This is a genomic window from Xanthomonas sp. NCPPB 3583, assembly GCF_041475715.2.
In the GTDB taxonomy this organism is placed as follows: Bacteria; Pseudomonadota; Gammaproteobacteria; order Xanthomonadales; family Xanthomonadaceae; genus Xanthomonas; species Xanthomonas euvesicatoria.
Window position 1 is genome coordinate 91,142 of record NZ_JCAQNY010000002.1, and the last position, 21,930, is coordinate 113,071.

General features: G+C 58.4%; 26 protein-coding genes and 1 pseudogene. 2 read left to right on the top strand and 25 right to left on the bottom strand.

Annotated elements, in window-relative coordinates:
* Positions 1-131: 131 nt before the first annotated feature.
* The 7 genes and pseudogenes from ACCQ07_RS21810 to ACCQ07_RS21840 form a co-directional block, all read right to left on the bottom strand.
* Positions 132-410: an HU family DNA-binding protein gene (locus ACCQ07_RS21810; protein WP_005989584.1), complete on the bottom strand. Its 279-nt coding sequence runs from the start codon at positions 408-410 to the stop codon at positions 132-134.
* A 12-nt stretch (positions 411-422) separates the two neighbouring features.
* Positions 423-1,073 (bottom strand): hypothetical protein, encoded by a 651-nt coding sequence (locus tag ACCQ07_RS21815; protein ID WP_372364291.1) that lies wholly within the window; start codon positions 1,071-1,073, stop codon positions 423-425.
* 144 nt (positions 1,074-1,217) lie between these two features.
* A pseudogene (locus tag ACCQ07_RS21820) lies at positions 1,218-1,682 on the bottom strand (glucosaminidase domain-containing protein); the annotation flags it as partial.
* Positions 1,683-2,093: 411 nt separating this feature from the next.
* The gene (locus ACCQ07_RS21825) at positions 2,094-2,438 is read right to left on the bottom strand and encodes a DUF4031 domain-containing protein (protein ID WP_372364292.1); all 345 of its coding nucleotides are present in this window, start codon (positions 2,436-2,438) and stop codon (positions 2,094-2,096) included.
* Positions 2,435-3,019, bottom strand: coding sequence for a hypothetical protein (locus tag ACCQ07_RS21830; RefSeq protein WP_074052203.1), 585 nt, complete (start codon positions 3,017-3,019; stop codon positions 2,435-2,437). The genes ACCQ07_RS21825 and ACCQ07_RS21830 overlap by 4 nt, the downstream gene beginning before the upstream one ends.
* Before the next feature lie 40 nt (positions 3,020-3,059).
* Positions 3,060-3,644, bottom strand: coding sequence for a hypothetical protein (locus tag ACCQ07_RS21835; RefSeq protein WP_074052202.1), 585 nt, complete (start codon positions 3,642-3,644; stop codon positions 3,060-3,062).
* A 583-nt stretch (positions 3,645-4,227) separates the two neighbouring features.
* Positions 4,228-5,040: an energy transducer TonB gene (locus ACCQ07_RS21840; RefSeq protein ID WP_372364293.1), complete on the bottom strand. Its 813-nt coding sequence runs from the start codon at positions 5,038-5,040 to the stop codon at positions 4,228-4,230.
* A gap of 134 nt (positions 5,041-5,174) precedes the next feature.
* On the opposite strand from ACCQ07_RS21840, the gene ACCQ07_RS21845 reads away from it, so the two are divergent.
* Together ACCQ07_RS21845 and ACCQ07_RS21850 are read left to right on the top strand one after the other, a co-directional pair.
* Positions 5,175-5,927 (top strand): DsbC family protein, encoded by a 753-nt coding sequence (locus ACCQ07_RS21845; RefSeq protein ID WP_372364294.1) that lies wholly within the window; start codon positions 5,175-5,177, stop codon positions 5,925-5,927.
* Positions 5,928-6,439: 512 nt separating this feature from the next.
* Complete coding sequence (locus ACCQ07_RS21850) at positions 6,440-7,090, top strand: hypothetical protein (protein WP_372364295.1); 651 nt, start codon at positions 6,440-6,442, stop codon at positions 7,088-7,090.
* Between the two features lie 77 nt (positions 7,091-7,167).
* On the opposite strand, the gene ACCQ07_RS21855 is transcribed toward ACCQ07_RS21850, so the two are convergent.
* The 18 genes from ACCQ07_RS21855 to ACCQ07_RS21940 all read right to left on the bottom strand — a co-directional run bounded on the left by ACCQ07_RS21855 (position 7,168) and on the right by ACCQ07_RS21940 (position 21,425).
* On the bottom strand, positions 7,168-7,680 hold the full coding sequence (locus ACCQ07_RS21855; protein ID WP_372364296.1) for a hypothetical protein: 513 nt from the start codon (positions 7,678-7,680) through the stop codon (positions 7,168-7,170).
* Positions 7,677-8,315 (bottom strand): hypothetical protein, encoded by a 639-nt coding sequence (locus ACCQ07_RS21860; RefSeq protein ID WP_372364297.1) that lies wholly within the window; start codon positions 8,313-8,315, stop codon positions 7,677-7,679. The genes ACCQ07_RS21855 and ACCQ07_RS21860 overlap by 4 nt, the downstream gene beginning before the upstream one ends.
* 2 nt (positions 8,316-8,317) lie before the next feature.
* Positions 8,318-8,731, bottom strand: coding sequence for a response regulator (locus ACCQ07_RS21865; RefSeq protein ID WP_074052196.1), 414 nt, complete (start codon positions 8,729-8,731; stop codon positions 8,318-8,320).
* Positions 8,731-9,165, bottom strand: coding sequence for a hypothetical protein (locus ACCQ07_RS21870; protein ID WP_372364299.1), 435 nt, complete (start codon positions 9,163-9,165; stop codon positions 8,731-8,733). The genes ACCQ07_RS21865 and ACCQ07_RS21870 overlap by 1 nt, the downstream gene beginning before the upstream one ends.
* The gene (locus ACCQ07_RS21875) at positions 9,152-9,721 is read right to left on the bottom strand and encodes a hypothetical protein (protein WP_372364300.1); all 570 of its coding nucleotides are present in this window, start codon (positions 9,719-9,721) and stop codon (positions 9,152-9,154) included. The genes ACCQ07_RS21870 and ACCQ07_RS21875 overlap by 14 nt, the downstream gene beginning before the upstream one ends.
* 47 nt (positions 9,722-9,768) lie before the next feature.
* Positions 9,769-10,113: a hypothetical protein gene (locus tag ACCQ07_RS21880; protein WP_372364302.1), complete on the bottom strand. Its 345-nt coding sequence runs from the start codon at positions 10,111-10,113 to the stop codon at positions 9,769-9,771.
* Positions 10,114-10,196: 83 nt separating this feature from the next.
* Positions 10,197-12,305 (bottom strand): ATP-dependent DNA helicase DinG, encoded by a 2,109-nt coding sequence (gene dinG / locus ACCQ07_RS21885; RefSeq protein ID WP_372364303.1) that lies wholly within the window; start codon positions 12,303-12,305, stop codon positions 10,197-10,199.
* A gap of 444 nt (positions 12,306-12,749) precedes the next feature.
* Positions 12,750-13,295 carry a hypothetical protein gene (locus tag ACCQ07_RS21890; protein WP_074052192.1) on the bottom strand — a complete coding sequence of 182 codons (546 nt, stop codon included), beginning with the start codon at positions 13,293-13,295 and terminating at the stop codon, positions 12,750-12,752.
* 414 nt (positions 13,296-13,709) lie between these two features.
* Entirely contained in the window at positions 13,710-13,991 is a 282-nt protein-coding gene (locus ACCQ07_RS21895; protein ID WP_372364304.1) for a hypothetical protein, read from the bottom strand.
* 191 nt (positions 13,992-14,182) lie between these two features.
* On the bottom strand, positions 14,183-15,937 hold the full coding sequence (locus tag ACCQ07_RS21900; RefSeq protein WP_372364305.1) for an ATP-binding protein: 1,755 nt from the start codon (positions 15,935-15,937) through the stop codon (positions 14,183-14,185).
* A gap of 277 nt (positions 15,938-16,214) precedes the next feature.
* Positions 16,215-16,388, bottom strand: a complete 174-nt coding sequence (locus tag ACCQ07_RS21905; protein ID WP_161798087.1) for a hypothetical protein — start codon at positions 16,386-16,388, stop codon at positions 16,215-16,217.
* 25 nt (positions 16,389-16,413) lie between these two features.
* Positions 16,414-16,683, bottom strand: a complete 270-nt coding sequence (locus ACCQ07_RS21910; protein WP_372364306.1) for a nucleotidyltransferase — start codon at positions 16,681-16,683, stop codon at positions 16,414-16,416.
* A gap of 94 nt (positions 16,684-16,777) precedes the next feature.
* A complete protein-coding gene (locus ACCQ07_RS21915; protein WP_161798086.1) occupies positions 16,778-17,209 on the bottom strand; it encodes a hypothetical protein in 432 nt (143 codons plus the stop codon).
* 50 nt (positions 17,210-17,259) lie between these two features.
* A complete protein-coding gene (locus ACCQ07_RS21920) occupies positions 17,260-18,135 on the bottom strand; it encodes a ParB/RepB/Spo0J family partition protein (protein WP_046936633.1) in 876 nt (291 codons plus the stop codon).
* A gap of 795 nt (positions 18,136-18,930) precedes the next feature.
* Complete coding sequence (locus tag ACCQ07_RS21925; protein ID WP_372364307.1) at positions 18,931-19,356, bottom strand: hypothetical protein; 426 nt, start codon at positions 19,354-19,356, stop codon at positions 18,931-18,933.
* A 23-nt stretch (positions 19,357-19,379) separates the two neighbouring features.
* A complete protein-coding gene (locus ACCQ07_RS21930) occupies positions 19,380-19,853 on the bottom strand; it encodes a hypothetical protein (protein ID WP_372364309.1) in 474 nt (157 codons plus the stop codon).
* Positions 19,854-20,020: 167 nt separating this feature from the next.
* Positions 20,021-20,899, bottom strand: coding sequence for a phosphoadenosine phosphosulfate reductase domain-containing protein (locus tag ACCQ07_RS21935; protein WP_372364310.1), 879 nt, complete (start codon positions 20,897-20,899; stop codon positions 20,021-20,023).
* 7 nt (positions 20,900-20,906) lie between these two features.
* Positions 20,907-21,425, bottom strand: a complete 519-nt coding sequence (locus ACCQ07_RS21940; protein WP_372364311.1) for a hypothetical protein — start codon at positions 21,423-21,425, stop codon at positions 20,907-20,909.
* Between the last annotated feature and the right edge of the window lie 505 nt (positions 21,426-21,930).

Below are 21,930 nucleotides of genomic sequence, written 5' to 3' on the forward strand. Positions count from 1 at the left end.
GCATTGCTGCTGGATGATCGATATCCCATCCTGCTCCGCGGCCTGGTTCGAAAGCGTGGCAACCGCATGCGTAAAAGATTGGGTGGTCTTCAGATGGCGCTCCCATGCACAATGCTGGCCATGACCATTCTTCATTTGGACAGCTTCCGCGTTAGGCCGTCGCTTGGACGGAAGGTCGGCCGGCGGATGGTATGCGTAGATTGCAACGAAGGCGCCAAGCGACGGGTACTGGCAGCGTGGATGGTCACCGGTTCGCTGCCAAACACACCAAAGCCACTGATATTCACTTCCCGCCCCTTGCCGAGCTGGGCAACGATGGCTTCGAACAACATTGCAACTAATCTTGTCGTCTTATGCTTCGGCAGGTCCAGTTCGTGTGCCAGAAGTTCCACCAGGTCTTTCCTGTTCATTGATGTGTTCTTTCAGTTGCTGGTGTTGAGGTGCCACGTATCGGCGATATCGAATCGCGCGATTGAGTGGATTGCTGCGATTGCCTGCAAGGCATCTTGTTCATATTCGATGCCCATCGCTTGCATCCATTGGTGCAAGCGGCGCTTCTGGTAGCGTGCGTCGGCGTCGTCCGACGGAACCAGGATCGAGCGCACTGCGAATGCCAGTGCATTGACGTCGGTTGCCAGCATTACGCCGCCTGCTGCATCGGTCAGCTCCACGAAGTTACGTGCGCGGCCCTCGCGGATGCCCTTGACCATCAACCGTGACGCATGCGGCGCTGCTTGGCTGATGGTGCTCATGGTGGAACTGAGCAACGCATTGGGCGGCAGCACGTCGCCGTCGGCCTTGGTGATCGTTCCATCGCTGCTCACCGCGCGACCCAGGCAACTGTCCGGGTTGTTACAGATGCGGGCCTGAGGCAACTCCTCATACAAGTCGCGCATCAGCCCCCACGCCTGTCGGGCACGTTCCGGTGACACTCCTTGCTCCCGATTGATGATTACCTGCTCAGCGTGTTCCCGCGCCGAGACGATGTAGGAACGGTTATGGGCTCTGGCTGGCTCCATCGCCAACAGCGTGACCATGGGTGTATCGCTGATCTGGTTGTGGCCCTTGTGCATCGGCCTGGGCTCTGTACTCAGGACACGGACTCGCGGGACGATAGTCGCCAGCTCTTGTGCGAGCTGGTGAATTTTGTCGATGTGTGGACGTGGCGGCATAAGTTAGTTGATCGCAGCAATGCTGTAGGCAGATCGGTTGGTGGCAGCATAAGTCCGATACGCACAGGCCATGGTCTCGCTGTTGGCGATGTCGTAAATCTTTGCCGCGTAGTTCGGATCGGTCGCGTAGCCAGCCTGCTGGAGGGCATAGGCAAAGCTCAAAACACTACCTCCGGACTGAAGGGCGGACTGGTACCGCGGGCTTGTCTTTAACAACTGCACATAGTCGGTGAAGCTCTCCGCATGTGAGCCGTATGCGCGGAACGCTGCAATCTCGCGCCTAAGGATGCCTCCGACCTGTTCATGGGTTGATGTCCTTACTACGTCTCCGTTCCAACGGCTTGCTTTTATTCCAAACAGGTTGAATGCACTTGTCCCGTCGCTTCGACGGATGTGGCTCGTTCCCCAACCGGTTTCCAGCGCTGCTTGTGCAACAATTGCCCTCGAGTCAACTCCCAGCTCGCGCCCAGCGTGGAGCGCCAGATCCATGATCTCTAGCACAAAGCCTTCGCGTAGCATCGAAACATTGTTGCGTGGCGTTCCTGGGCACACGGACGGCTGCTTGAGCACCGAAGGCAATCTCTGCATCGGAGCAGCTCTGAAGTAGGTGGTGGGCATGGCGATAATCGCGACCGCGTTGATGACATCGCCTCCCGATTCCGAGATGGTGCGGATCACCTGAGGGCGCCCCACGCCAGACTGAGACGCCTCTGCCTTAGGGGAGCATGTCAGCAAAAGGACGACCGCCAATGCCGCTGCGCACGCATGCAGCTTGCCTTGACTGATGTTGTGGAAACAGTCTCTGTCCATTCGTCCGAAACCAGTTCTTAGATTGCAGCCAAGGTATCTGCCCCACCCTGTAACGAACCCTCGTTTGAACGGCAAAAACCCACCCCAATTTGGGGGGTTCACCGCATGGATTTAGACCTCGAAAAGATTCTGCTGACTCTTGCGTCGCCGTGGCAACGCATCCGGCCCTCGCTCTGCCGAAGTGCGCTGACGGCTCGCCAAGGTGTACCGAACGTTCTGCAGCACGCGTTCGCGTTCATGCAGCTGCAGTTCTGTGGCGCCAGCGTCCATCGCCGCTTGGACTAGCCCCTCCGGGATCGAGTAGTGCGGTATCAGGGCATGCCCATTGAAGAATCGTTGTTGATCGAGCTCGATCCGTTCAGCCAGCTCATGCAGGGCTTGAAGGTCATCGGCCAGTAGATTCCCGCAGTTCTGCTCGCCTCGGATCCAGCGCGCCTGCTCGACCCAGACCGTCATCGCCTAGCCAGCTCCATCGTCATGGCGTGCAGTCGGCACAACTTTAGGCAGAGGCGGCTGAGAGACGCCTGCGACTCAAGCGTGAACTTTGGACCCGGGGCTCCCTTGCTGGTGGCAAGCAGCCATCCCAGCCGCATCTCAAATGCGGGGAGATTGCTTGTATCCAAGCTGAGGGTGGAGCCTTCCGCTTGCAGAGCACCGTTGGAAGCAAGAGCGAGGGTGAGCGGATCCTTCCTGCCTCTCTCCAAGGCCTTGGCGTCCCAACGCAGATGGGCGACCAGGTCCGCAAACATGTCGGTGCTCACCCTACTGGCAGGCACTGCTGAAGAGACCAACCCGTCGAACCATTGGCACAGCCTCGCGCTGTCGACTCCGGCTTCCATGCTCAGGTTAGGGTCGCTGGACCAAGCTTGACGAATCTGGTCCGCGGTACCGGCGTAACGGCACTGCCATGCAGGTGTATCGCCGATGTCGGCCGCGACCATCAGCAAGTAGCCACGCTTCGGCAATCCGTGCCTTTCCTCGCTAGAGGGATCGATCGCACTACAGGCCTGATGATAGGGATCCAGGCTAAATGACATCGCCACTTGGTGAACGAAGTTTCCCTGTCTCATTCCGATCTCAGTGGTGCGTGGTGTTGGTGGTGGTGACGAGATGCAACACATGCTCGCCTTGGACGCCTTCTGCTCCCAGTCGTTCATTGAGCACCCACTCCACATCTCCATGTAGCAGCTTCAGCTCCTGGCCCAAGTACGGGGTGTAAGCACGGTTAAGGCGCCGGTATGTGTTGAGCGGATCCGACCTCAAGCGATAGATCGTGACGCCTTCCTTGGCCAGGCGGAACATGGCTTTGTCGCCCAGATACGCGTCAGCCATGAGCGTAATCAGATCGACCATCGCCACCTGGAGATCATCCTCAACCAGGATGCCTGCGTTCATCAGGGTCCGAGTGTGCTGTTCGAAGTGCGTCTGATGGCAGCCATCAAGGAAGCACAGATCCATTGCGTACTGGGCCAACGCATCCTGCTCGTTATTGAGACCCGCACTGTCCGCCTGGCCGAAATCCACGGGCAGGGTGATGAGCTTACCGACGGCAGAACCGTTGACGCAGATGGTGGCGGACCATTCGTGCTTCGCACCGGGACGCACTGTCCGAACACTTCGCAAGCTGAAAGGGGCAAAGCTCTTCTGCAAAAAATCAAGCATGGTCGTTCCTAATTACCGTGGGAAGGTAATGCGGTCGTTGCGAGGGTTCCAACGAGCGAGATCTTTGAGCATCACGATCGCGGCATTGAGGTTGGCTGGAGTGGTGCGGAGTTCGAGCGCTCGAGCTCTGAAGCAGGCAGACCATTCGATATCACCGGTCCAGTCCTGACTGAGCGATCTCGGCTGGTCAGGCAACACGCGCAGGCGGCCTCCTGAGAGGTGCACCGAAAAAACCAAGCCCAAGCTATTTGACCTCCAATGCACCGCATGCACGCAGTGAATCATTCGCCTAAGTTGGGCAGCGCGTGGCCAGCGTTGGTAAGCGATCAGACCCGGGTCAGGCTGCGTCTCACGAAGCCCAAAGGCCTTGCGTACCGTTGACGGAAGCTGGCGCGACATCATCGTCAGATGCTGAGGTGTCACGGCAACACCTCTTCATTGCGCGAGATTCCTGAGGGTCTGCCTGTGATAACGACGTTGAAACTGTGTTGTGGGGTGGCCATGGTGAAGTTCCCATTCGGTATTGCCACCCTATGCGCATGCTCCGTTTCCCCTTCGGGGTACGGCGATCATGCTGACAGTTTCACGCGTCGGGTCTCTGCGAGCCTCCCATGGCTCGCCACTGCTTGAGCGATGGCGGCATTCCATCCAGAAAGAAGTAGATCGGAACCAGAAGCGCTCCCTTAACCGCATTACCATCGCGCATGGCGGGTTTGAATTGCCAAGTCGAGATTGCCCGGAGTGCCTCAGCGGTGAGGAGTTGGCCCGCAGTTGAGCGCATGACCTTCAGCCCCATGGGATAACCCAGCTCATCCACAAGTACACGCACGATGACAATGCCCTGTTCGCCGGCGTCGCGAGCTTCTCGCAGGTAGTTGGGTTGGCTGACTTTCCGGTACTCAGCCATTTCGATCGGCAGCACATCCACTGCCTCCATGAACTCAGCCGGCAGCTCGTCAGCCTGGCCATAGATATGGGGGACCGTAACCTCATCTTCTTCTACCTCGATGGGTTCGGCGGTCATGAAAGGTAGACGACCGTCGTCATAGGACTCATTCGGACGCGGCAGCGGCTCCACCTGGGCGATCGACGTCGGAGGTGAGGGATTTGCTTCAGCAGGCATCACCTCCGCTGGAGGCTTGCGCTGCTTCGGTTGCGCCGGCGCCGCAATGACCGGAGGCGGCGGCGCCGGCGTTTGGCGAGGAGCCCGTGCGATGAACGTCAAGCGCAGACCTTCCTCACGCCCGCCGCCGGCATCCTTGACCGCCGGCGGGCTGGAGATCGGTGCCAGAAGTATTAGCGCAAAGCCAGCGTGCACGATCAACACGATAGCAATCGCGAGGATGCGGGTTGGCCGCACCCCGAAGTCATTGGAAAACGGTGCCGGTGATTTCATGGCCGGAATTATCTGGCCCAGCAGCCGTAACGAATACACGGAATGAAGGGGTGAAATGGGCTGTCTAAGGAGGGTTCGCTACACACAACCACTTCTACGATGTGCCCAACAGAGCCCCAACCCGGAGACATCCCTTGAAGTTCAGCACCATGACGGCTCTGGCCGTCGGCCTCGCCGCCGCCCTTTCTTTTACCGCCGCCAGCGCAAGCGAGGCTACCATCCGCGACGCGGTCAAGCTCATCAACCCGAAGGCCGAGGTGAAGTCGATCAGCGATTTCGGCATGCCGGGCGTCAAGCAGGTCGTGGCTGACACTTCCGTCGTGTACATCAGCGACGATGGCCGCTTTGTATTCTCAGGCCTGATGCTGGACATGGTGGAAAAACGCAACCTGTCCGAGGAAGCCCAGTCCCTGAGTCGCCAGGCGCTGCTTTCGACGATCCCAAAAAAAGCCGTCATCAGCTATGAGCCGAAGGATGTGAAGCACCGGATCACTGTCTTCACAGACGTGTCCTGTGGTTATTGCCAGATGCTCCACAAGAACATGCAGTCGTATCTGGACAAGGGTATCGCGGTGGATTATGTCCCGTTCCCGCGAGGCGGCCTGGAGTCCCCGGTGTTCGCCACCATGCAGAGTGCTTGGTGTGCCAAGGACCAGAAGAAGGCGCTTGATACGGCCTACCAAGGCGCCACGCCGCCAGAGCTGAAGTGCGCCGATTCTGTGGCCGCCATGTACCAACTGGGCGACAAGCTGGGCGTGGACGGTACTCCGGCCATCTATGACCAGTACGGCAACCATATGGGCGGCTATGTACCTGCCGACCAGCTGATCCAGCAGCTCGACACGCACAACGCACGCAAGGCCGGCCTCAAGACCGCAGCGAAGTAATTAATCAGTCCCCTCGGCTGTGCAGCAGCGCGTGCTTCCCCTCACGCGCTTCTGCACAGCCACTTTTTTTCCCCAGGGGCCGACCCACTCCGCGCGATAACACCCCCCCTTGTCGCACGGTTCCGCTAAGGCCCCATCTTCTTCAAGCGGACTTCATGGCCAAAATTCCGATGCGCAAAAAGTGCTTCTTGATGGTTGCTTTTCTGTCCGCCATCTCGCTGCTTAGCAGCTGCAACACACTGCGCCCAACCAAGGCGTGCATGGACAAGCCACTCAAGCACTACATACACGACGAAGGCCGTTGATCGTCGCTTGCAAGAACCTCGATCTCCATGGGATGGGTTCCAGACCTGCGTGCACAGCGTGAAGCTGCTACTCCAGATGCGGCAGCGCAGTAGAATCATCGGGCACTGATCAGCTGCAGCTGTTTGAATAACGGCCAAATCATTGCTCCCGAAATTCAACGCGGAACGTCTCAGTATCGTGGTGCCCTCGCCATCGAGGAACACCCCATGTTCGACCGCGACATCTGCCTCTCCATCGTCACCAAGGTTGCAGAAGCAGGAATCTTCTACCAGGATGCCTTTACCAAAGCGGCAGCGCCGGAGTGGAATACGTCATTTCCCATAAGTGACGCCCAGCTTTTCGAAGACACCTTGGACCTTCACACCAACAGCTTCCAGCACTACCTGGCCGTGCGACTTCGTCTGCAGGCGGTGCTCAAGGAGCGCACGCGCGGTACTTGGGCCACGGCAACGTACACGCGTGAGGACGGCCATGTCGAGAAGGCATCTTTCATGGCCAATGGCGCCGGCGGCGTATTCTCTGGATCCCCCAGCAAGGCCCATGACTTCCAGGCGTTATCCACGCTCATGGTCGAGCTGGAGATCTACGATACTCGTAAAGAGTATGAACGCCTGAAGATCCAGTCCGTGGCGATTGAACATCTTCAGTCCACACGCTGGCGCGTTGGTACCAAGCTACGCAATGTACGCATATCGGGCCTTGGCTGCTTCAGCACCGTCGTAATCTCGGCCGTTAGTACAAGTGGTCATGTCGAGATGATTGGCACGCGTCGTGGTTCGCGAAAGCGTTGGGAAATGCGCGTCCTCGCGCAGGGCATCATCCAGATGGATCAGGACGTGCTAGGCAAAGTAGCCTGACGCCCGACCTGAAACGACGAAGGCGGCCGATCTCTCGGCCGCCTTCGTCGTTATTGTCTCGGAGATCTTGCCAGCGCTTAAGCGGCGGCAGTCATTCCCAGATAGTGGCCATGCTCGCTGTTATAGAGCTGGAACAGGCGGTCCACCTCGCCCTGCTCCGGCGCGCCGTCGAATTGTAGCAACCAGGACTGATCGCCCACTGGCAGGCGCGGCGCCGCTGCCGGCAGGTCCTTTGCGCTGGTCGCCACTATGGAATCCAGATAGCTGCGGTAGGCCTTGAGTAACGCATCAAGGCGCGACTCGCGCTTTGCCTTCAGCAAGTCCTCCACCACTTTGCTCAAAACTTCCTCCCGCATTGCCAAATAGCGACGCTGCAGAACAGTGGGTTGCTCCACGTCCTTGCGCTCCTGTGCCGCCTGATCACGGTATTGCGTCAGCGCCACAAATAGCTGGACTGCAGGTTGATCAGAGCGAATGAGCATCGCGGGGAACAGGAACGATAGATCCCGCGCAGCCGCGCCGACGGCAGCATATTCAACGGTCTCGGTGACGACCGGATAGACCGGCTTGATCTGGGTAATCGGCTTCATTCGGCGTTTTCGTCCTGAGCGGGGTCGAAGCAGGCTTGGATGCCGTTCGCGATCGCGCTGGAGATGCCGGCGACCACGACGGGGTTAACCAGGCGCCGGGCTTCATCCGGGTGGCTGACGATACCAACCTGCAAGTCAAGCGTGGCATGCGTACGCAGGTCCAGGTGGGATTCGCCACGGGTGCGATGGATGCCCAGGGATTGGTCCACCAGAGGCATGTCTAAGCCGGGGAGCTTCATGCTTCGGTAGAGAGACGGCATCTCGCCTACCTCGCGCAGACCGGTGCCGATCAGGCGAGCACAGGAGACCGCGGTGGCCATCTCGGGGTTGGAGTGGCCCAAGGTAATGGCGTAGCCATAGAACGCTTTGGCGTGGCCGGCTGCGGCCCATTGGGCAGGAATTGCATGGTGACCGAGACGTACTGTCAGGCGGGCCGCGGAGTCTGTCTGAGGCCCGTTCGCGACAGCGGCAGGGATCCCCAGCCCATCCAGATCTCGAACAAGCTCCCCAGCTAGCTGGCGGTCGTAGGCGACGATCGGCCGGCCGGTGGCCGAGGTCCCGATCTCCGGCGCGAGTTCGACGACAACCTGCGCTGGCGCGCTAGCCAGCGCCATGACGAGAAGCACTCCTTGCATGGTCAGTCCTGGTTGGAGGTGTCGGAGTCGTCGCCAACCATGAGGTCGACGGCATTGAGCAGCTCTTTGGCCGGTATCGGGCGCTCAAGGAACATGCTTGCTCCAAGCGTTGCGGCCTGCTGCCGCACAATCGGTGATCCGTCGGATGTGTACACGATGATCGGCGTGTCCTTGTTGATGCCCTGCCCTTTGCGAACCAGCTCCAGGACATCGAGACCTGACTTGCCACCGAGCACTACATCGGTGAGTACAAGCTGATACCGCTTGTGCTCAAGGATCTGCAGACAAGCGTTGCCGTTATCGCAGGTGTCCACCTCGTATCCGGCCTTACGGAGAACGCTTGCGTAGAGGTGCAGGTTGGAGGCCTGATCATCAACCACTAGGATCGAAACGGGCTTGGAGGGGCCAATGCTCATTACACGACCTTTCGAACCGTTGTCTCGGCAAATGCCGCGCGATCGTCGTCCTGTCTAATCTTCACCGTCACCGGACCCACAAGGCGATCACCAACGATTCCATCGGCGCGGCAAGCATGTTCTACGAGTACCACGCTCCAATAGTCCGTGAGCTGCAGCGAGTCAAACACTGCACACCAGGCAGCCGTTCGGTTGCTGGCTTCGAGAAGCGCCTCCGGTGCACTTAGCACCACAACATCCAGGCTGACATAGCCCACCACGTACACACTCAGCCCATGCTGTTTGCCGTTTGGGGCGGAATACGACAGCGGCAGCTTCAGATCGGACAACAGGCCCAATCTGAATTCCCGGGCGGCGATGTCGGCACGGCTCTGGGCCGTTGCACCTATGCGCCCGGCGGTTCTCTCGTTTGTTGGCATGTCAGTAAAGCTCATCGAATCGCCTGGTGAAGCAAGTCCGTGCTGGACGAGGATCGAGCGGAATGATCGGCTCATCCAGCATGTGATCCAGCCCCTCTGATAACGGCTCAGCTGGTGCAATTCCGAAGTGGCGCATTTCGGCAGCATTGGCCTGCCTATCCGCGCACTTCAGATGCGCCATGTCTTCCGCTGAAAGTGGCGGCAGTCCATAGGCGCGGTAAATGGCGTCCTGCAACTGATCCTCAATTGGACGGTACAGGGAACCGACCAAGTTTTTCACCGCAGGCCCGAGATGGTGCATGTAGGCCTCCGATGCATCGTGCAGCAGGCCGTGAAGGGCGAGCCGAGGATGAACGATTCGGCTCACAACGACGCTGTGCTGTGCGACCGAATAGAAGTTCGCGAGCTGCCCGACAAAGCGACAGCAGTTGCTCAGGCCTGCACTGATGTCCTCGATCCTGATGGTGCTGGGATTGGGATCAAACAGGTTGACGCGCTGGCCTGAAAGTGTCGGAACTTCAAGCATCACATTATAGGACGCCTTCGCGCGCAGGGGGTTGATATGGGTCATGCGGCCAGTTTTCCCCGTCCACTTCCCCTGACACTGGGGCGCGACTTTCACGCGGCATCCTTTGCCACGTGTGTGGGAAAAGCAATCAACAAACGCGCGAGCGCCAGTTTTTTGGGGTGATCAAGCGTCGCCATTAGCCTGCCGGCGGTCAACGTCGACCCCGTGATACCGCTAATCCGTTCAGCTCGTTCAGGATTGGTCAGGGCTTGCACCAGAAGCGCAAATGCCCTCTCTGTGTGCCGCACCGAATTACGGTCTATTAGTGCCGCATCGAGCGTGATCTGCGAGGTTCTCGTCGCGCCGCTGATGACCGCCTGACCACCGAACAGGTCGGGTGTCAGCAGTGCTGCGGCCTTGACGGCTTCCAGGAATTTGGGCTCTTGCGTATGCATATCGAGAAGCGATCAGCGAGGCTGATACCCAAGGTATGCCACACCCCCTAGTCCTGAAAGGGGGTTTGTAGGGTGATTCGCGGCTATCCGATGCTTCTGCCGAACGGCGGCAGCGCGCCGAGGATCCGTTTCCCATAACCCTTGGTCAGCAGTCGGGCATCGAGAAGATGGATCGATCCGGTGTCGGTCGCAGTACGGATCAATCTGCCTGCAAACTGGGTTAGAACACGGATTGCATGCGGCACAGAAATCATCGCGAAGCTATTGAGCTTTCGTGACTCGTACCATTCGCTGAGAGTAGCAATGATCGGGTCTGTGGGGACCGGGAATGGCAATTGCGTTATGACCACGTTTGTGCAGTATTTGCCTTTGAGGTCTAGTCCCTCACCCACACTCTGCATCCCGAAAATAATTGATCCTTCGCCTTTCTCAATGCGTTCGATATGTCGTTTGACCAGTTGCTGCACAGGCTCTTGGCCTTGCACGAGGACCCTTGAAGTGATGTGCATCGGCAGCAGATCGAAAACGGCTTTCATCTTCGTCTTAGCCGTGAACAAGACGATACTTCCCGCTGCAAGGTCCAGATTTTTTTCGATGTACTGAACCACTTCACGCGTGTGAGCATCTCGGTCCTGCGGCGTGGAACGCATACGCGGCACATATAGCTTCGCCTGATTTGGCAGGTCAAAAGGAGACGGAAGGCTGACCATCTCCGCATCCTTCGGCACTCCCATCTCGGTTGCGATACCGTCGAAGTTTCCGCCTGCTGAAATCGTGGCCGAAGTCACTACCACTGAATCAACCTTACCCCATAGCAGGCTTCGGAGCAGCTGGCCGGCGCTTGACGGCGAGCAGTGACAGATGATGTCCGTGGCGTCCTTGGTCAGGGTGATCCACCGCGCATTGGGCGGCGCACCAGGAACGTCGGACTTTGCCCAGGTACTCCAGAGCGTGACGTGCTCTGCCATCGACTCAGCGAACATGCCCACCGTTGTAACGAACTTGCCGCGGTCGCCTTCGCTGATCTTGCTCGAACTCTGAAGCCTGCTACTTGCCGCCTCTAGCACGTTGTGAATCTTCTGCCCCCAATGGAGCAGCTGCTCGCAGTGCTCAGCCCAGCCCATCGGCAACTCACCGAGGGGCGCTCGCCACATCGCTTCATACTCACCGGGATCCGGCGTCCAGGCGTTGTCGATTTCCGTTTTGAGCATCCGCAGTCGACGGCTGTATTCGCTTGTCGCTTCCACGAACTCGGGCGGGCTCGTGTAGCCCAGCTTCTCGGCTTCCAGTCCGCTGTAGACTCTGGCCATCACTGAGGGCAGCTTTACCAGCTTGCGGATCGAGGACGACAATGCGATCGACGCCGCACCGGTGTCGATCGCAATGGACGGCAAGTGATGGCCTTCGTCCAGCACCACGATCATCTTCATAGGATCGCCCAACATTGGCTCCTCCGACACCTGCGCCAGCTCCAACGCCGAGAGCAGCAGCGCATGGTTCACGACCACGATCTGAGCATCCTGCGCCGTCTTGCGGGCCTTCAGCGCGGGGCATGCCGCCACGAAGGGGCATTTGCGTCCGATGCAGCCGCTGGCGTTCGTGGTCACGTGCGGGCGCACGGACGGTGGAACTGGCAGCGGCGGATTGTCTAGATCTCCATCCCACTTCTGTAGCTCAAAGCGAGCGATCAGCTCGTTGATGACAGTCGTGTCGGAACCTGACAACGGAGCTTCATATAGCGGGCCGATGTCCCCAAACAGCTCGTCCTGCCCACCGCTGGCGTTACCGTTTGCTCCGGACGCCTTGAAGGGACAGAAGTAGCGTGCCCTGCCCTTTAGCAGCGCCACGGAAGCGTTGATGCCGGTGGCTTTCAGGAACGCGGGAACATCGCGGTCGTATAGCTGCGACTGCAACGCAACTGTTCCAGTACTGAGGACCAGCTTCCGTCCAGTGTCCAGCGCCAAGGGCACACCTGGGGTCAGGTAGCCTAGGCTCTTGCCGACGCCCGTGCCCGCTTCAATGAGCGCTACGCCGCCAGTTGTCCCCAACGCACGAGAGGCGATGCCGATCATATGGCTCTGGGAGCGACGCACGGCAAAGCCAGGCGTGTTGGCTTGCAGCTCAGCGTAAGTGCTGCGGATCCTCGTGCGCTGATCTTCGGTCAGCGACCGGCTGGTTTCGGGTTGGGACATGGGAGGGTGAACGGCGTCGAGCTATCCGCGGTCGGGCTGTCGCCCGCCATCGGATTCACCCTGGCCGCAAGCTTTCCTTGGGAATTCACCCTACTTTCGCAAGCGAAGCGCTTGGCACATGGGGGTGCAGTTTTTTTGCACTGCGTATCCGGGCCGGCTTTGGTCGCCAATCAGAAGGTCGATTTACGACAACAGGGATGCAGCGTGCGGACACCCTAGCTCGCCTCGCCATGTCGCGAGTACGTGGGCCAGGCCGCGACCGGAATGTCTTCCCGCCGCAATTACGACGCCGTGGACGAATAACACCGCCTAATCAGGCGGGTACCTTGGCAGATGTGGACCATGGCCCTCACGGTCCACGTTCAACGTACACGAGGTTTGCCCGCTGCAGGCCAGTGATGGCTGGGCTGCATCGCGCAGCCCAGCTTTCAATCATCGAGAAGGTCAGGCGACGAGTGCCTTGTCACCCGGATTCTGGCCATCATTCGCCGCGTTGTCGCCGGCGCCGACTTCACCCACGCCCTTGACCGCGCCGGTGTCTGCATTGGCACCGTCACTGCGGGCAGGATCCGGAACGGGATCGGGGTTGGTCTTGACTTCGGGCTTGGGGGCTTCCAGCACCTTGGTGCCAGCCTCAAGGAGGCGCACCAACGTTTCCTGGTCGGCCAGCTTGATCTCGATGTCGCCGTTGGTCAGCGCCTCGATGGCGCTGCCGACGTTCTTGGCGCGGATCAGCACCGGCTTCTTGTTGGAACCTTCGGCGGGCGCTAGGCGGACAATCTTGGCGCCCTTGATTTCGGCCGCAATGCTGGCCGGATGCAGGGTGCCGCCGGCGGTGTAGTGATTGGTGATGTCGTCCTGAGTGGCGATGCTCGGCTTCCAGCTGTTACCGGCCAGAACCAGCAGGACACCGGATTCCTTGGGGGCACGCACCAGGTTCTCGGATTGGTCGCTTTTACGGACCACATGGAAGATTTTTTCCTTTGCCACGATTGATTCCTTGCTTACGGGGGGCGATTAGAGATGCGATCGGCTGCCCAGGCCGCAAGTTAGGCGAGTATCTCCAGTGATAAGAAATAGCTGCTCGGTGACCACCGATGCAGCGTGCGTGGGAGGCGTCTCAGGTGATGCGAACAGCGCGTTCGACAGCGAGCCGCTGCACAGTCCGGGTGGACAGGGGTGCGGGCCTTGTGCCGAGCACTCCACGGGAAGGGCCTGCCTCAGCGCCTCCGTTGTCTCCCGGCCGGACTCGATCGGTGCTGAAGTGCCTGCGGATGACGATGGCCAGACATCGTTCGCCAAGGAGCCGAAAGCAGTACTGCATGTCGTCTGGCCCTGAGCCGCGCTCCACCTGCCTTTGGGCTATTCGCAAGTTTGCTCGATGGCGCTCGTTACCGTGAAGCATCAATGCAGGCTCACCGAAGACGCTGACACGCTGGACCTGCGTGACGCTGAGGTCTGTTGGGGCAATCGCACAATAGCGGTGATCCTCACCCGGACATCCTTCATGCCCGCTCTGATAGCCTCCGACACGATCAGCTCCCGGTACTGAGGAAGCGCTTCAGCAGAATACTTCTGGCGGGAGAAAACCAGTCGCTCGCCCTTGTTGGCACGGAACCCTTGCGCCCGGGTCTCCCGCCCTCTCAAAGCCGACTGCCAGTTGAATTCGATGCGGTAGGCGTGCATGTGATGTCTCCGGTATGCACACAGGTTATGCGGCTGAGAGGATGCGAACTTGGGGTGCAGAGAACTTGCTCACAGCCCTTCCCTGCCGTAGATCAGTCTCTCGATAATGGTAAGCACATACGCAGCATGCAGCCCGTATGCTGATGCCAGGTGGCCGATTGGTCGCAATCCTGCCTGCGTCCACCACGGAGTCAGCTTTCAGGCCTTGTTTTCTTCTCAGACGAAGATAGCTGGTCCAGCTGCTTAGCCTCCCGCCGGCTTACCTTGGTGGCTTCCTTCAACATCAGCTTGAAGCCGTAACTGGCTGCCGCGAAGAGCGCATCGCCCTGATCCAGCACGATGTCATGGAAGGCTTCCATGAACTCCAGGTCGTGCGCGTGACTGCCCGAATCCTCGGTGTCGTGGAGGTACTCATGCACCAGCAGATGCGCTAGTCGCATGAAGCCTGGCAGGCCTTGCTTCATCATATCGGCCGCGACACTATCGACCACGGCTACATAGCTCTGACCGTCTGTATACGCATCGATACCTTCACCGCGGCCGAGCATCAGCTCCCGCCTGGCAGTCATCGTCCCGGTTTGCTGCCGGATCGACGCAAGCACCGTGTTGTGGGTTTCTTCCGCACAGCGCAAGAACAATCGCTGCTTGCTGGAAAGCTCAGTCGCCGTGATATTGGACGACTGCAGCTGTTTGTAGCCCGGGCAGTCCGTGAAGTTCTCGTAGATCATCAGCTCTCGACGGTTGCTGTGCAGTGCATCCCATGCCGCAATGACGTCTTCGCTAGCCTTCAGGTGCTCAGGGAGGTCCCACGTCAGCCGATCGCCGGCCGCTTCCAACCGACGCTTCCAGACTTGCACCAACGCGGCCACCGACTCTACCCCGAAACGTTCCAGTGTCACCTGGCCAAGCACCACAGCCGTCTTATCGCGGATCATTGCTTCCGCTATACGGTTACCCTTCTCGGCGACTGTGATTGGTGTTCCGCCGTAGTAGCCAGGCTTTAGGACGTCATAAAGCGTGACGTGCTTGCCGTTGGAAAGTGTGATGATGGGTCTATCGAAATTGTCAACGTTAGCCGGATCGGCAGTCTGTAACGCGAGGTAGGTCCGGTCCGAATCGTTAAGGCGCTTGGCCTTGGTTCTAGACGCCAACTCCGCGATCTTGGGCCGAAGTTTGGCCCAAACCGGACAGCTCTGGCGCATGATCTCATTCCGAGAAACGTTCAGCGTGAGGTTTTGGCCTCGACGAGTCACTAGCGTGCCAGCGATGCCCACGTTGCTTGAAGGCAAACTTGCGACAAAGATTCCCTGATTGTAGATGGCGAGAGAATAGCCATCGGAGACGCGTAGGAATGCTTCCTCAGTGGTGATCGTCCATTTGAATTCAGATGGCGCTCTTGAAAGCTGCTCGCCGTTGAACAAGACGGGAACTTCCGAGTAGCGGACCAGCTTCTCCAGCTCACTGCGGAACTCCACCATTTCTAAGTTCGTCAACGGTTTGTAGAACGTTGCTTCGATTCGCATACCGTGAACGTGGGGTTCTTCGGTACCCAGATACCAGTTGAATCCGCGCTGGCGAATGTCTATGTCGAACAAGAAGTTGTGAGAGTACATCTTCGACTTACACCACGCCCATAGCTGCGCGCGTCCAAGACCGAAGCGCCCGAACTCACGAACATGATTCGTGTGGTCGAAGCCAAAAACGTTAAAGCATTCGAGAACTTCTTCCCTGGACCTGAATCCATGACCGTCATCGGCAATCGACATCGCGGTTGACGACAAGTTGATGCAGATCTTGCTCGCGCCCGCGTCGATCGAATTCGTGATACAGGCAAGGCAACTCCTCCCGAGGGTGCTTGACTGCGAATATACGGCGTGCATCAGGAACGCTGAGGAGAACTCGAACGTATGCGATTCGAGCTCACGGGTGCTGGACCGATTGGTCATGGTGTCATCCGTCAGGGAAGTGAGAGGCATAGACTTCGCTGCTGCGAAGACGATCTACTCACGTTGACGGATTCGCAGATCCGCACCACCGGGCCCGGGCTTTCTGCGACCTCAGCAGCGACGCAAGGTATGCGACTGCTGCCATTTGTTAACGATCGCATGGTATTGCTCTGTCGCGATGCGACATCGGCAGGCACATACATGCGATGACAACGCAGGCAGCGTCAAGCCTGCGCTTTGCAACATGCCTAGACGGAAATGGACTATTCGACGCCCATCAGTCGCGACCTTTCACTTCTTGCTCGACGCCGCCCGGCATTAGCCAGCGCCCAGCTACCACGTCGACAACATAAAGGTCTTCAGATTCAGCCAGGTCGCGGGCCACTGCTTCATCGCTTGTTCCCTCCATCTGCCCTTCCATCGTATTGGTGATGATGTAGCGGTACTTCATAAAAATGCTCCTTCGTGGTGCCGAACTAGATGACTTGGACGCCCTGCAGGAGGGTGGCGCGCTGGCGCGCTGGCACATCCCTCGGCGTCAGCAGATCGACACGACCGCGCAACAGCTCCTCCAGCTCAGCATGCAGGCGTGTCATGTCTGCGTCGGATGTTCCGGGTTTGAGATCCACCAGAATCGATGCGTCGACATTTGGGGATCCTGCTCCCACCAACCGCGGGTTCGTGGCGCCGTGACTGGCCACCAAACGGCGAATCGCGGAGCGATGCGATGCGACCTCTAGGCTCATGGAATTCGAAGCTCCTTGTTGGATGATTTGACAGCTGCTGGTAGCAGCCCTGTCTCAGTGTGTGGTTCGGTCTGACACACTTGTGGGCACACGGCTATTGCTTCCTCACATCCGAATGTCGCCGGCTACTCCACTTCTGAGCGAGTTCCAATTCGGTCATTGAGAGCTCGTCGGATAACACGTTCCAGATGTCGAGTTCGACCTGGAGGTCTAAATTGTGTTCTGCAAGGGAGTGGAGATAGGCGACATCATCAACAGTCAATGGCTGCAGGCGTTTCGCCGCTGCAAGATGACCGCGGTGAACGAATGCATTGGTCAGCCATCGAGTTAGTCCGACCAACATCGCGCCCGCTCCTAGCGTCATACCGGCTGCGCGTAAGGACACCAACTCAAGCACGGAGAGAACACCGACCGTCATCAGGAGAAGTCCAATGGCCACACCTGCACCGAATGCGACCCGAAGTAGGTTCTGCTTGAGGTTTAGATGCAGCTTGATCCGCTCCATGTCCCTGTCGAAAGCGGACAAGGGCGCGTGTTGGCGCAACTCAGGGATGCCGCGGGGCCCCGTGGCTTCCATTAGGTTCCCTCGGGACGATTCAGATCGCCGAGGACTGCTTCCAGCAGTGCACGGGTTTCGTTGGAGAGGCTGCTGTAGCCGGGGTCACTGGTGACGGCAGATGTTGCTTCGTGCAACCGTGGCGCCGCCTTCTTGAGCGCCTTCTTGAAGGCGGCCTGCGGCAGGTTGCGGACGGTCAACTGCTTGTGGCCGGCATTCCTCGCGCGTTCAACCATCTCCAGCGCCATGCGCTGGGCCGCCACCGGGCCATGCTTGCGGATCAGTTCCACGGCAACCTTGGCCGAAGCCTGTCCGCTTGCGACCAGCTCCGCCAACCGCGGCGGCGCGCTGGCCAGCGTGATCAGCAGCTGCAGCTGCGGCGGACTGAAGCGCTTCTTTGCCAGCAATTCGTCTTCAGTGATGCCCAGGTTCATCAGCCGCTTCACGACGATCGCCGTCTCGTAAGTCGTGAGGTTGCGGCCGTTGTTGCTGTCGATCAGGTCGAATTCCAGCTCCTGCGGGGAGATGGTCTTGGGCTTGAATATGACCGGGATTTCGGTGATGCCGGCGCCCTCATCGTTGGCCAGCGCCAGCGCTTTCATGCGCGAGTGGCCACGGATCAGAGTCACGCGGTCTTCGCCGTCGATCTTGGCCACATACACGACTAGGGGCGAATCGGCATGGAAGCCTTCGGCTTTCATCGAGTCAGCCATGCTGCGCACATGTGCGTTGTAGTCGTCGCTCTCGAACCGGACGTTGTAGCCGGGAATGACGTGAATCGAAGCCGGGTCGATGAAGTAGAGCGAATCCGAACGACGGTTCGCGTTCTTGATGACCTTGACGTTGCCAGGGACCAGGTTGGTTTCGACTTCGGCGGTGGGCAGGGCTGTGCTCATGCATGTCTCGATGGGTGTGAGTGGACGAACCCACTTTCACAGCATCGCCGGCACAGAGTCGGGGGCGCGCATTTCATGCAGAGCGCAAAAGTGGTTTAGCTAGTCTGCGAAACAACTTTTCCTGCCGTAACCGGGGTTGGGGGGTAATTCGTCGGCACTGCAGATCCAGGTTGTTCGTAGCGACGCAACGAACCGTGCTGCTCGTGGCCCAAGCCTTTCGAGACGTGAGGCATAGATAGGGCTACTGAGTGATGTAGACACCTGCTGGATCGAAGTGCCGAGCCTGATCAAAAACATAGTGACTATGTGCGACCAATAAAAAGGGCGGCTCCTTGGCCGCCCTATTGCCTGCTCAATAATCTTTTCGTTAGTGCTTCCGATGGTCATCGCTCGAATGAAGAGTCATTCTGGCGACTTCTAACATTGCCGCGTCCAAAAGTTCTCTTCTGTAGATCGTCCGTAAATTAGGGTGAAGTCGGATGCAACGGTAGATGAGAATGACAGCCATCAGTAAAAAACCCAAAGCTAGCAACCCGTCATTAGAAATAAAACCAAAATAAGCAGCGACGGGTATGGTCAAGATCAGCACAGTGAAGAGCAAAACAGTCCCCACTATCCACATGAATCTGTCATGCCGGAGGATGTTTAGACGACTAGGGGTCCATCCGAGATCATGCGGGGTCGGCTCCTTCGCGTACTTGGTTACTATCGCGAGACGCTCATCTCTGCGTTCTTTGTCATACAGGCCTAGAAGCCAACCATATACGATGTGAACTTTGAATAATATGAATCCCATTAGTGTTCACTTCGTTCAATAATCTTTGTCATAACTGCCCAAATAGCACTAAATAAAGCTAGAACTACAAGCGCCACCATTGCCCACGACTCCAGTTCGTTGCCTGAGAAATCGGGCTGGACCAACCATGCTCCACGAGCTCCAATCAAGCATAGAGCCAATGAGCTGAAGGCAACGCCGCAGCGAGGATCCTCCTTATCGCCTTCGGCAAGCGATATAGCGAGCGGAAAGGTCGCTGCAAGTGCCGAAAGAATTGTGGGGGGCCAAAATTTACCACCGAAAGTGATGATGCTTACAAGAAGTTCGTTGACTGCTCTCCAGTTGGCGAGAGCCAAGACCAGCAAGCTAATGCATAGCATGATGGCGACATGGAAGAACATGTAGGTAGGTAGCCTCGTGCTGGCTGCTGAGGGGACGATTTTCATGTCGATGTCTCTGGAGTCGGAACTCATACCCGAACTGACCTGCCTTCAAGCACCCGTATTCCATCCGCAAATGCTCGCACCTCGACCACTGCAAGTGCAAGGCGTAAGCCGCCCACGAGGCAGCCAGTGAAGGGCATGATGTACAGCAAGTAGTCTAGAATCGGCAACATAGTTTCGAAGTACGTTTGTAGTGCAGCTGGCTGCGCTGCGGAAGCTGGTCCCTGGAACAGATCTAAAAAAACGAACCTGCATATCGGAACCCACAAACAGACGAATGCCATCACTGCTGACTTTACTAAAGTGTCACTCGCTACGCCGCCGGCAAAGAGCAGCACCGCTGCACTCACAGTTGCTAGGACAAGGAAAGACATGGGGCTTACGGCAAAATTCCACACTATGATCGCGATTGCCCCGATCGCAAGACACATCCAAGCCTTGCCAAGACGAATGTGGGCAAGCGAGTGCAGCAACTTCATTTCGTCTAAGCTCAGTGTCATTTGGTTTCCTTATTTGCAGATGTGGCGATATCGGCCGGTGACAAGGGAATTTTAGGGGCTGGGTGGTACGCAAACCAGATCCGACACGCGGGGGCGGGATTCTAACGAACTCACAACTCGCATTTTCTCGCTCCCGTCGAGATTTGCTTGCGGGTGCACGATTGTTCTCACGCAGGCAGTAGCGGCGGCCTCCCTGGAGCAAACACACCTCCAATCCAAAGCGGTTGGCCATCGTCGTCAATGGGGTTCGGGTAGGATACTAAGCGCTCCAATTGCTCGTTTCCCAGCCTCACCATCTCATCAAGTGGCCTCCTGGATTGATGCAACGTGTAGCCCGTACGCGTCTCGATGTCTCTGTACTGTTTGTACAGTTCAGGGCGATGCCTGGCCCCGTTGGCGATGTCGCGAGGGCTGGCAAAGAAGCAGAACACGCATGAAATGCGGGTGTTGCCTGAGAGATAGGCTGGGTGGGGTGTCTGGCCGGCGGCAGCGATCGTACGCCAGACTTCTGCGGTAGTCATATCGTGGATCGGCAACCACTCGAACCAATCGCGGCCACGAACTGTGCCTCGTTTGTTGATCGTGAGTGCGATGCGCCTTGCCCTGGCAGGACTCTCTGCTGCGCGCATTCCCATGCAACTGACGACCGTTGAGAAGTGGTTGTCTTTTGCATATCGGCGCACCTCGCGCTCTATTGGCCCCCGTTTTAAGTCAGCCGTGCACTGTCGAGTGGCTGCACCCGGCCAACAGCTTGAATTCGGACCAGGTCGCACCTCGTAGCGCCGCTCAACCATTTGCAGGAACGTTTTGGATGCCCGCGCCACAAGGAATGGCAAGCCTGCAAGCTCTGCCTGATCTTTCGCTAGCTCTAGCGCGCCGTGCCACTCCGACTCCCCGAGCGAGGCATGGATCACCAACAGCTGCGCAGGCGGAATTCGATCGATCAGCTTAATGAGCATTGCCTGCGAGTCTTTGCCACCGGAGTGGCTGACCACGAAGAGAGCGTTGCGCTCGATCAACTGCTGGATTGTGGGTAGCTCGTCCATACAGTGCTTAGCGGCTCAACATCGGGTGGCTGGCATCGCGACTGCCATCGTTCATGGCGGCATCCAGCTCGCCGGGATCAAGCGATTCCAGCAGCTCGGTATCGATTCCCTCACACGCACGCATGCAAGCCAGCATGCGACGGACAGAGGCCTGTGCTCGATTCGGCCCTTCCGCATCGGGGCCGTAGGCAAACCACGCCAGCAGCGATACTTCGTCGCTGTCTATCCGAAGGCCCTTCTCGCCACGCGCGGTGCTGTCCTCCCTTGCCCGCCAGGTGTAGCCCAGCGTCATGCCCAGCTTTGCTTCCGCGCGAGAGTTCGCCACAAGCTCTTGTTGCGTCTGAGCTGTGACCTCGGCCATGCGCCGGGGTTCGCCGGTTAGAAGCTTGGCCAGTGCTAGCAGCGTGGCCACGGAGCAGTCCAAGGCATTAGCTAGCTGTCCGGTCAAGTGTGCCGGCGGCGCCGGTGCGGTCTCAGGTTCAAGCTCCAGCTGCTGGACTAGCTGCTCGATAGTGGCCACGGACATATGCTCCACCTCGGCATGCTCCTCACTTGCCGGAGCCGACTCCTGCACCCTCGCGAGTAGCCTCCGATAGTCAAGCAGAACAGGTGGGATGGCCTGGGTGAGCTGGCGAGCGGTTGGGGACATCGATGCGGTTCCGGTGGGTAACGAAACCAGAATCAGCCCTTGCGCTGCCGCGACATGCGGGCGCGGTATTCCTACCGCTTGTCAGCTATCCCGCTCGTAGGAGATCTCTCGGCTGCGGCCACAGATACAGATTCCGTCTCGACCAACCTGCGCTAGTAGCAAGCAAAAAGGTGAGCGATCGTGCCACGCTCAATTGGATCGAACTCCTAGCATAGGCGTAGCAAGTCCCACTCTACCTGCTGTGATCGACAGGCACGGCAATCGAGACCCAGTCGGGCAGTTCGACCGTGACGCCATTGTCTTGTCGCATGACCAGGTTGTTAGTCCATGGATGTACGGAGTAGCGCCCCGATACCACACATGAGCGATCGCGCATCTGTCC

Coding starts and splice junctions, on each gene's coding strand:
- ACCQ07_RS21900 (WP_372364305.1), bottom strand. CDS start 15,937: ATGACCAATCGGTCCAGCACCCGTGAGCTCGAATCGCATACGTTCGAG.
- ACCQ07_RS21855 (WP_372364296.1), bottom strand. CDS start 7,680: ATGAAGCCGATTACCCAGATCAAGCCGGTCTATCCGGTCGTCACCGAG.
- ACCQ07_RS21870 (WP_372364299.1), bottom strand. CDS start 9,165: ATGAGCTTTACTGACATGCCAACAAACGAGAGAACCGCCGGGCGCATA.
- ACCQ07_RS21825 (WP_372364292.1), bottom strand. CDS start 2,438: ATGACGGTCTGGGTCGAGCAGGCGCGCTGGATCCGAGGCGAGCAGAAC.
- ACCQ07_RS21840 (WP_372364293.1), bottom strand. CDS start 5,040: ATGAAATCACCGGCACCGTTTTCCAATGACTTCGGGGTGCGGCCAACC.
- ACCQ07_RS21875 (WP_372364300.1), bottom strand. CDS start 9,721: ATGACCCATATCAACCCCCTGCGCGCGAAGGCGTCCTATAATGTGATG.
- ACCQ07_RS21865 (WP_074052196.1), bottom strand. CDS start 8,731: ATGAGCATTGGCCCCTCCAAGCCCGTTTCGATCCTAGTGGTTGATGAT.
- dinG (WP_372364303.1), bottom strand. CDS start 12,305: ATGTCCCAACCCGAAACCAGCCGGTCGCTGACCGAAGATCAGCGCACG.
- ACCQ07_RS21930 (WP_372364309.1), bottom strand. CDS start 19,853: ATGACACTGAGCTTAGACGAAATGAAGTTGCTGCACTCGCTTGCCCAC.
- ACCQ07_RS21910 (WP_372364306.1), bottom strand. CDS start 16,683: ATGAGCCTAGAGGTCGCATCGCATCGCTCCGCGATTCGCCGTTTGGTG.
- ACCQ07_RS21830 (WP_074052203.1), bottom strand. CDS start 3,019: ATGTCATTTAGCCTGGATCCCTATCATCAGGCCTGTAGTGCGATCGAT.
- ACCQ07_RS21850 (WP_372364295.1), top strand. CDS start 6,440: ATGTTCGACCGCGACATCTGCCTCTCCATCGTCACCAAGGTTGCAGAA.
- ACCQ07_RS21920 (WP_046936633.1), bottom strand. CDS start 18,135: ATGAGCACAGCCCTGCCCACCGCCGAAGTCGAAACCAACCTGGTCCCT.
- ACCQ07_RS21925 (WP_372364307.1), bottom strand. CDS start 19,356: ATGAAAATCGTCCCCTCAGCAGCCAGCACGAGGCTACCTACCTACATG.
- ACCQ07_RS21810 (WP_005989584.1), bottom strand. CDS start 410: ATGAACAGGAAAGACCTGGTGGAACTTCTGGCACACGAACTGGACCTG.
- ACCQ07_RS21905 (WP_161798087.1), bottom strand. CDS start 16,388: ATGAAGTACCGCTACATCATCACCAATACGATGGAAGGGCAGATGGAG.
- ACCQ07_RS21895 (WP_372364304.1), bottom strand. CDS start 13,991: ATGCACGCCTACCGCATCGAATTCAACTGGCAGTCGGCTTTGAGAGGG.
- ACCQ07_RS21935 (WP_372364310.1), bottom strand. CDS start 20,899: ATGGACGAGCTACCCACAATCCAGCAGTTGATCGAGCGCAACGCTCTC.
- ACCQ07_RS21835 (WP_074052202.1), bottom strand. CDS start 3,644: ATGCTTGATTTTTTGCAGAAGAGCTTTGCCCCTTTCAGCTTGCGAAGT.
- ACCQ07_RS21815 (WP_372364291.1), bottom strand. CDS start 1,073: ATGCACAAGGGCCACAACCAGATCAGCGATACACCCATGGTCACGCTG.
- ACCQ07_RS21940 (WP_372364311.1), bottom strand. CDS start 21,425: ATGTCCGTGGCCACTATCGAGCAGCTAGTCCAGCAGCTGGAGCTTGAA.
- ACCQ07_RS21860 (WP_372364297.1), bottom strand. CDS start 8,315: ATGCAAGGAGTGCTTCTCGTCATGGCGCTGGCTAGCGCGCCAGCGCAG.
- ACCQ07_RS21880 (WP_372364302.1), bottom strand. CDS start 10,113: ATGCATACGCAAGAGCCCAAATTCCTGGAAGCCGTCAAGGCCGCAGCA.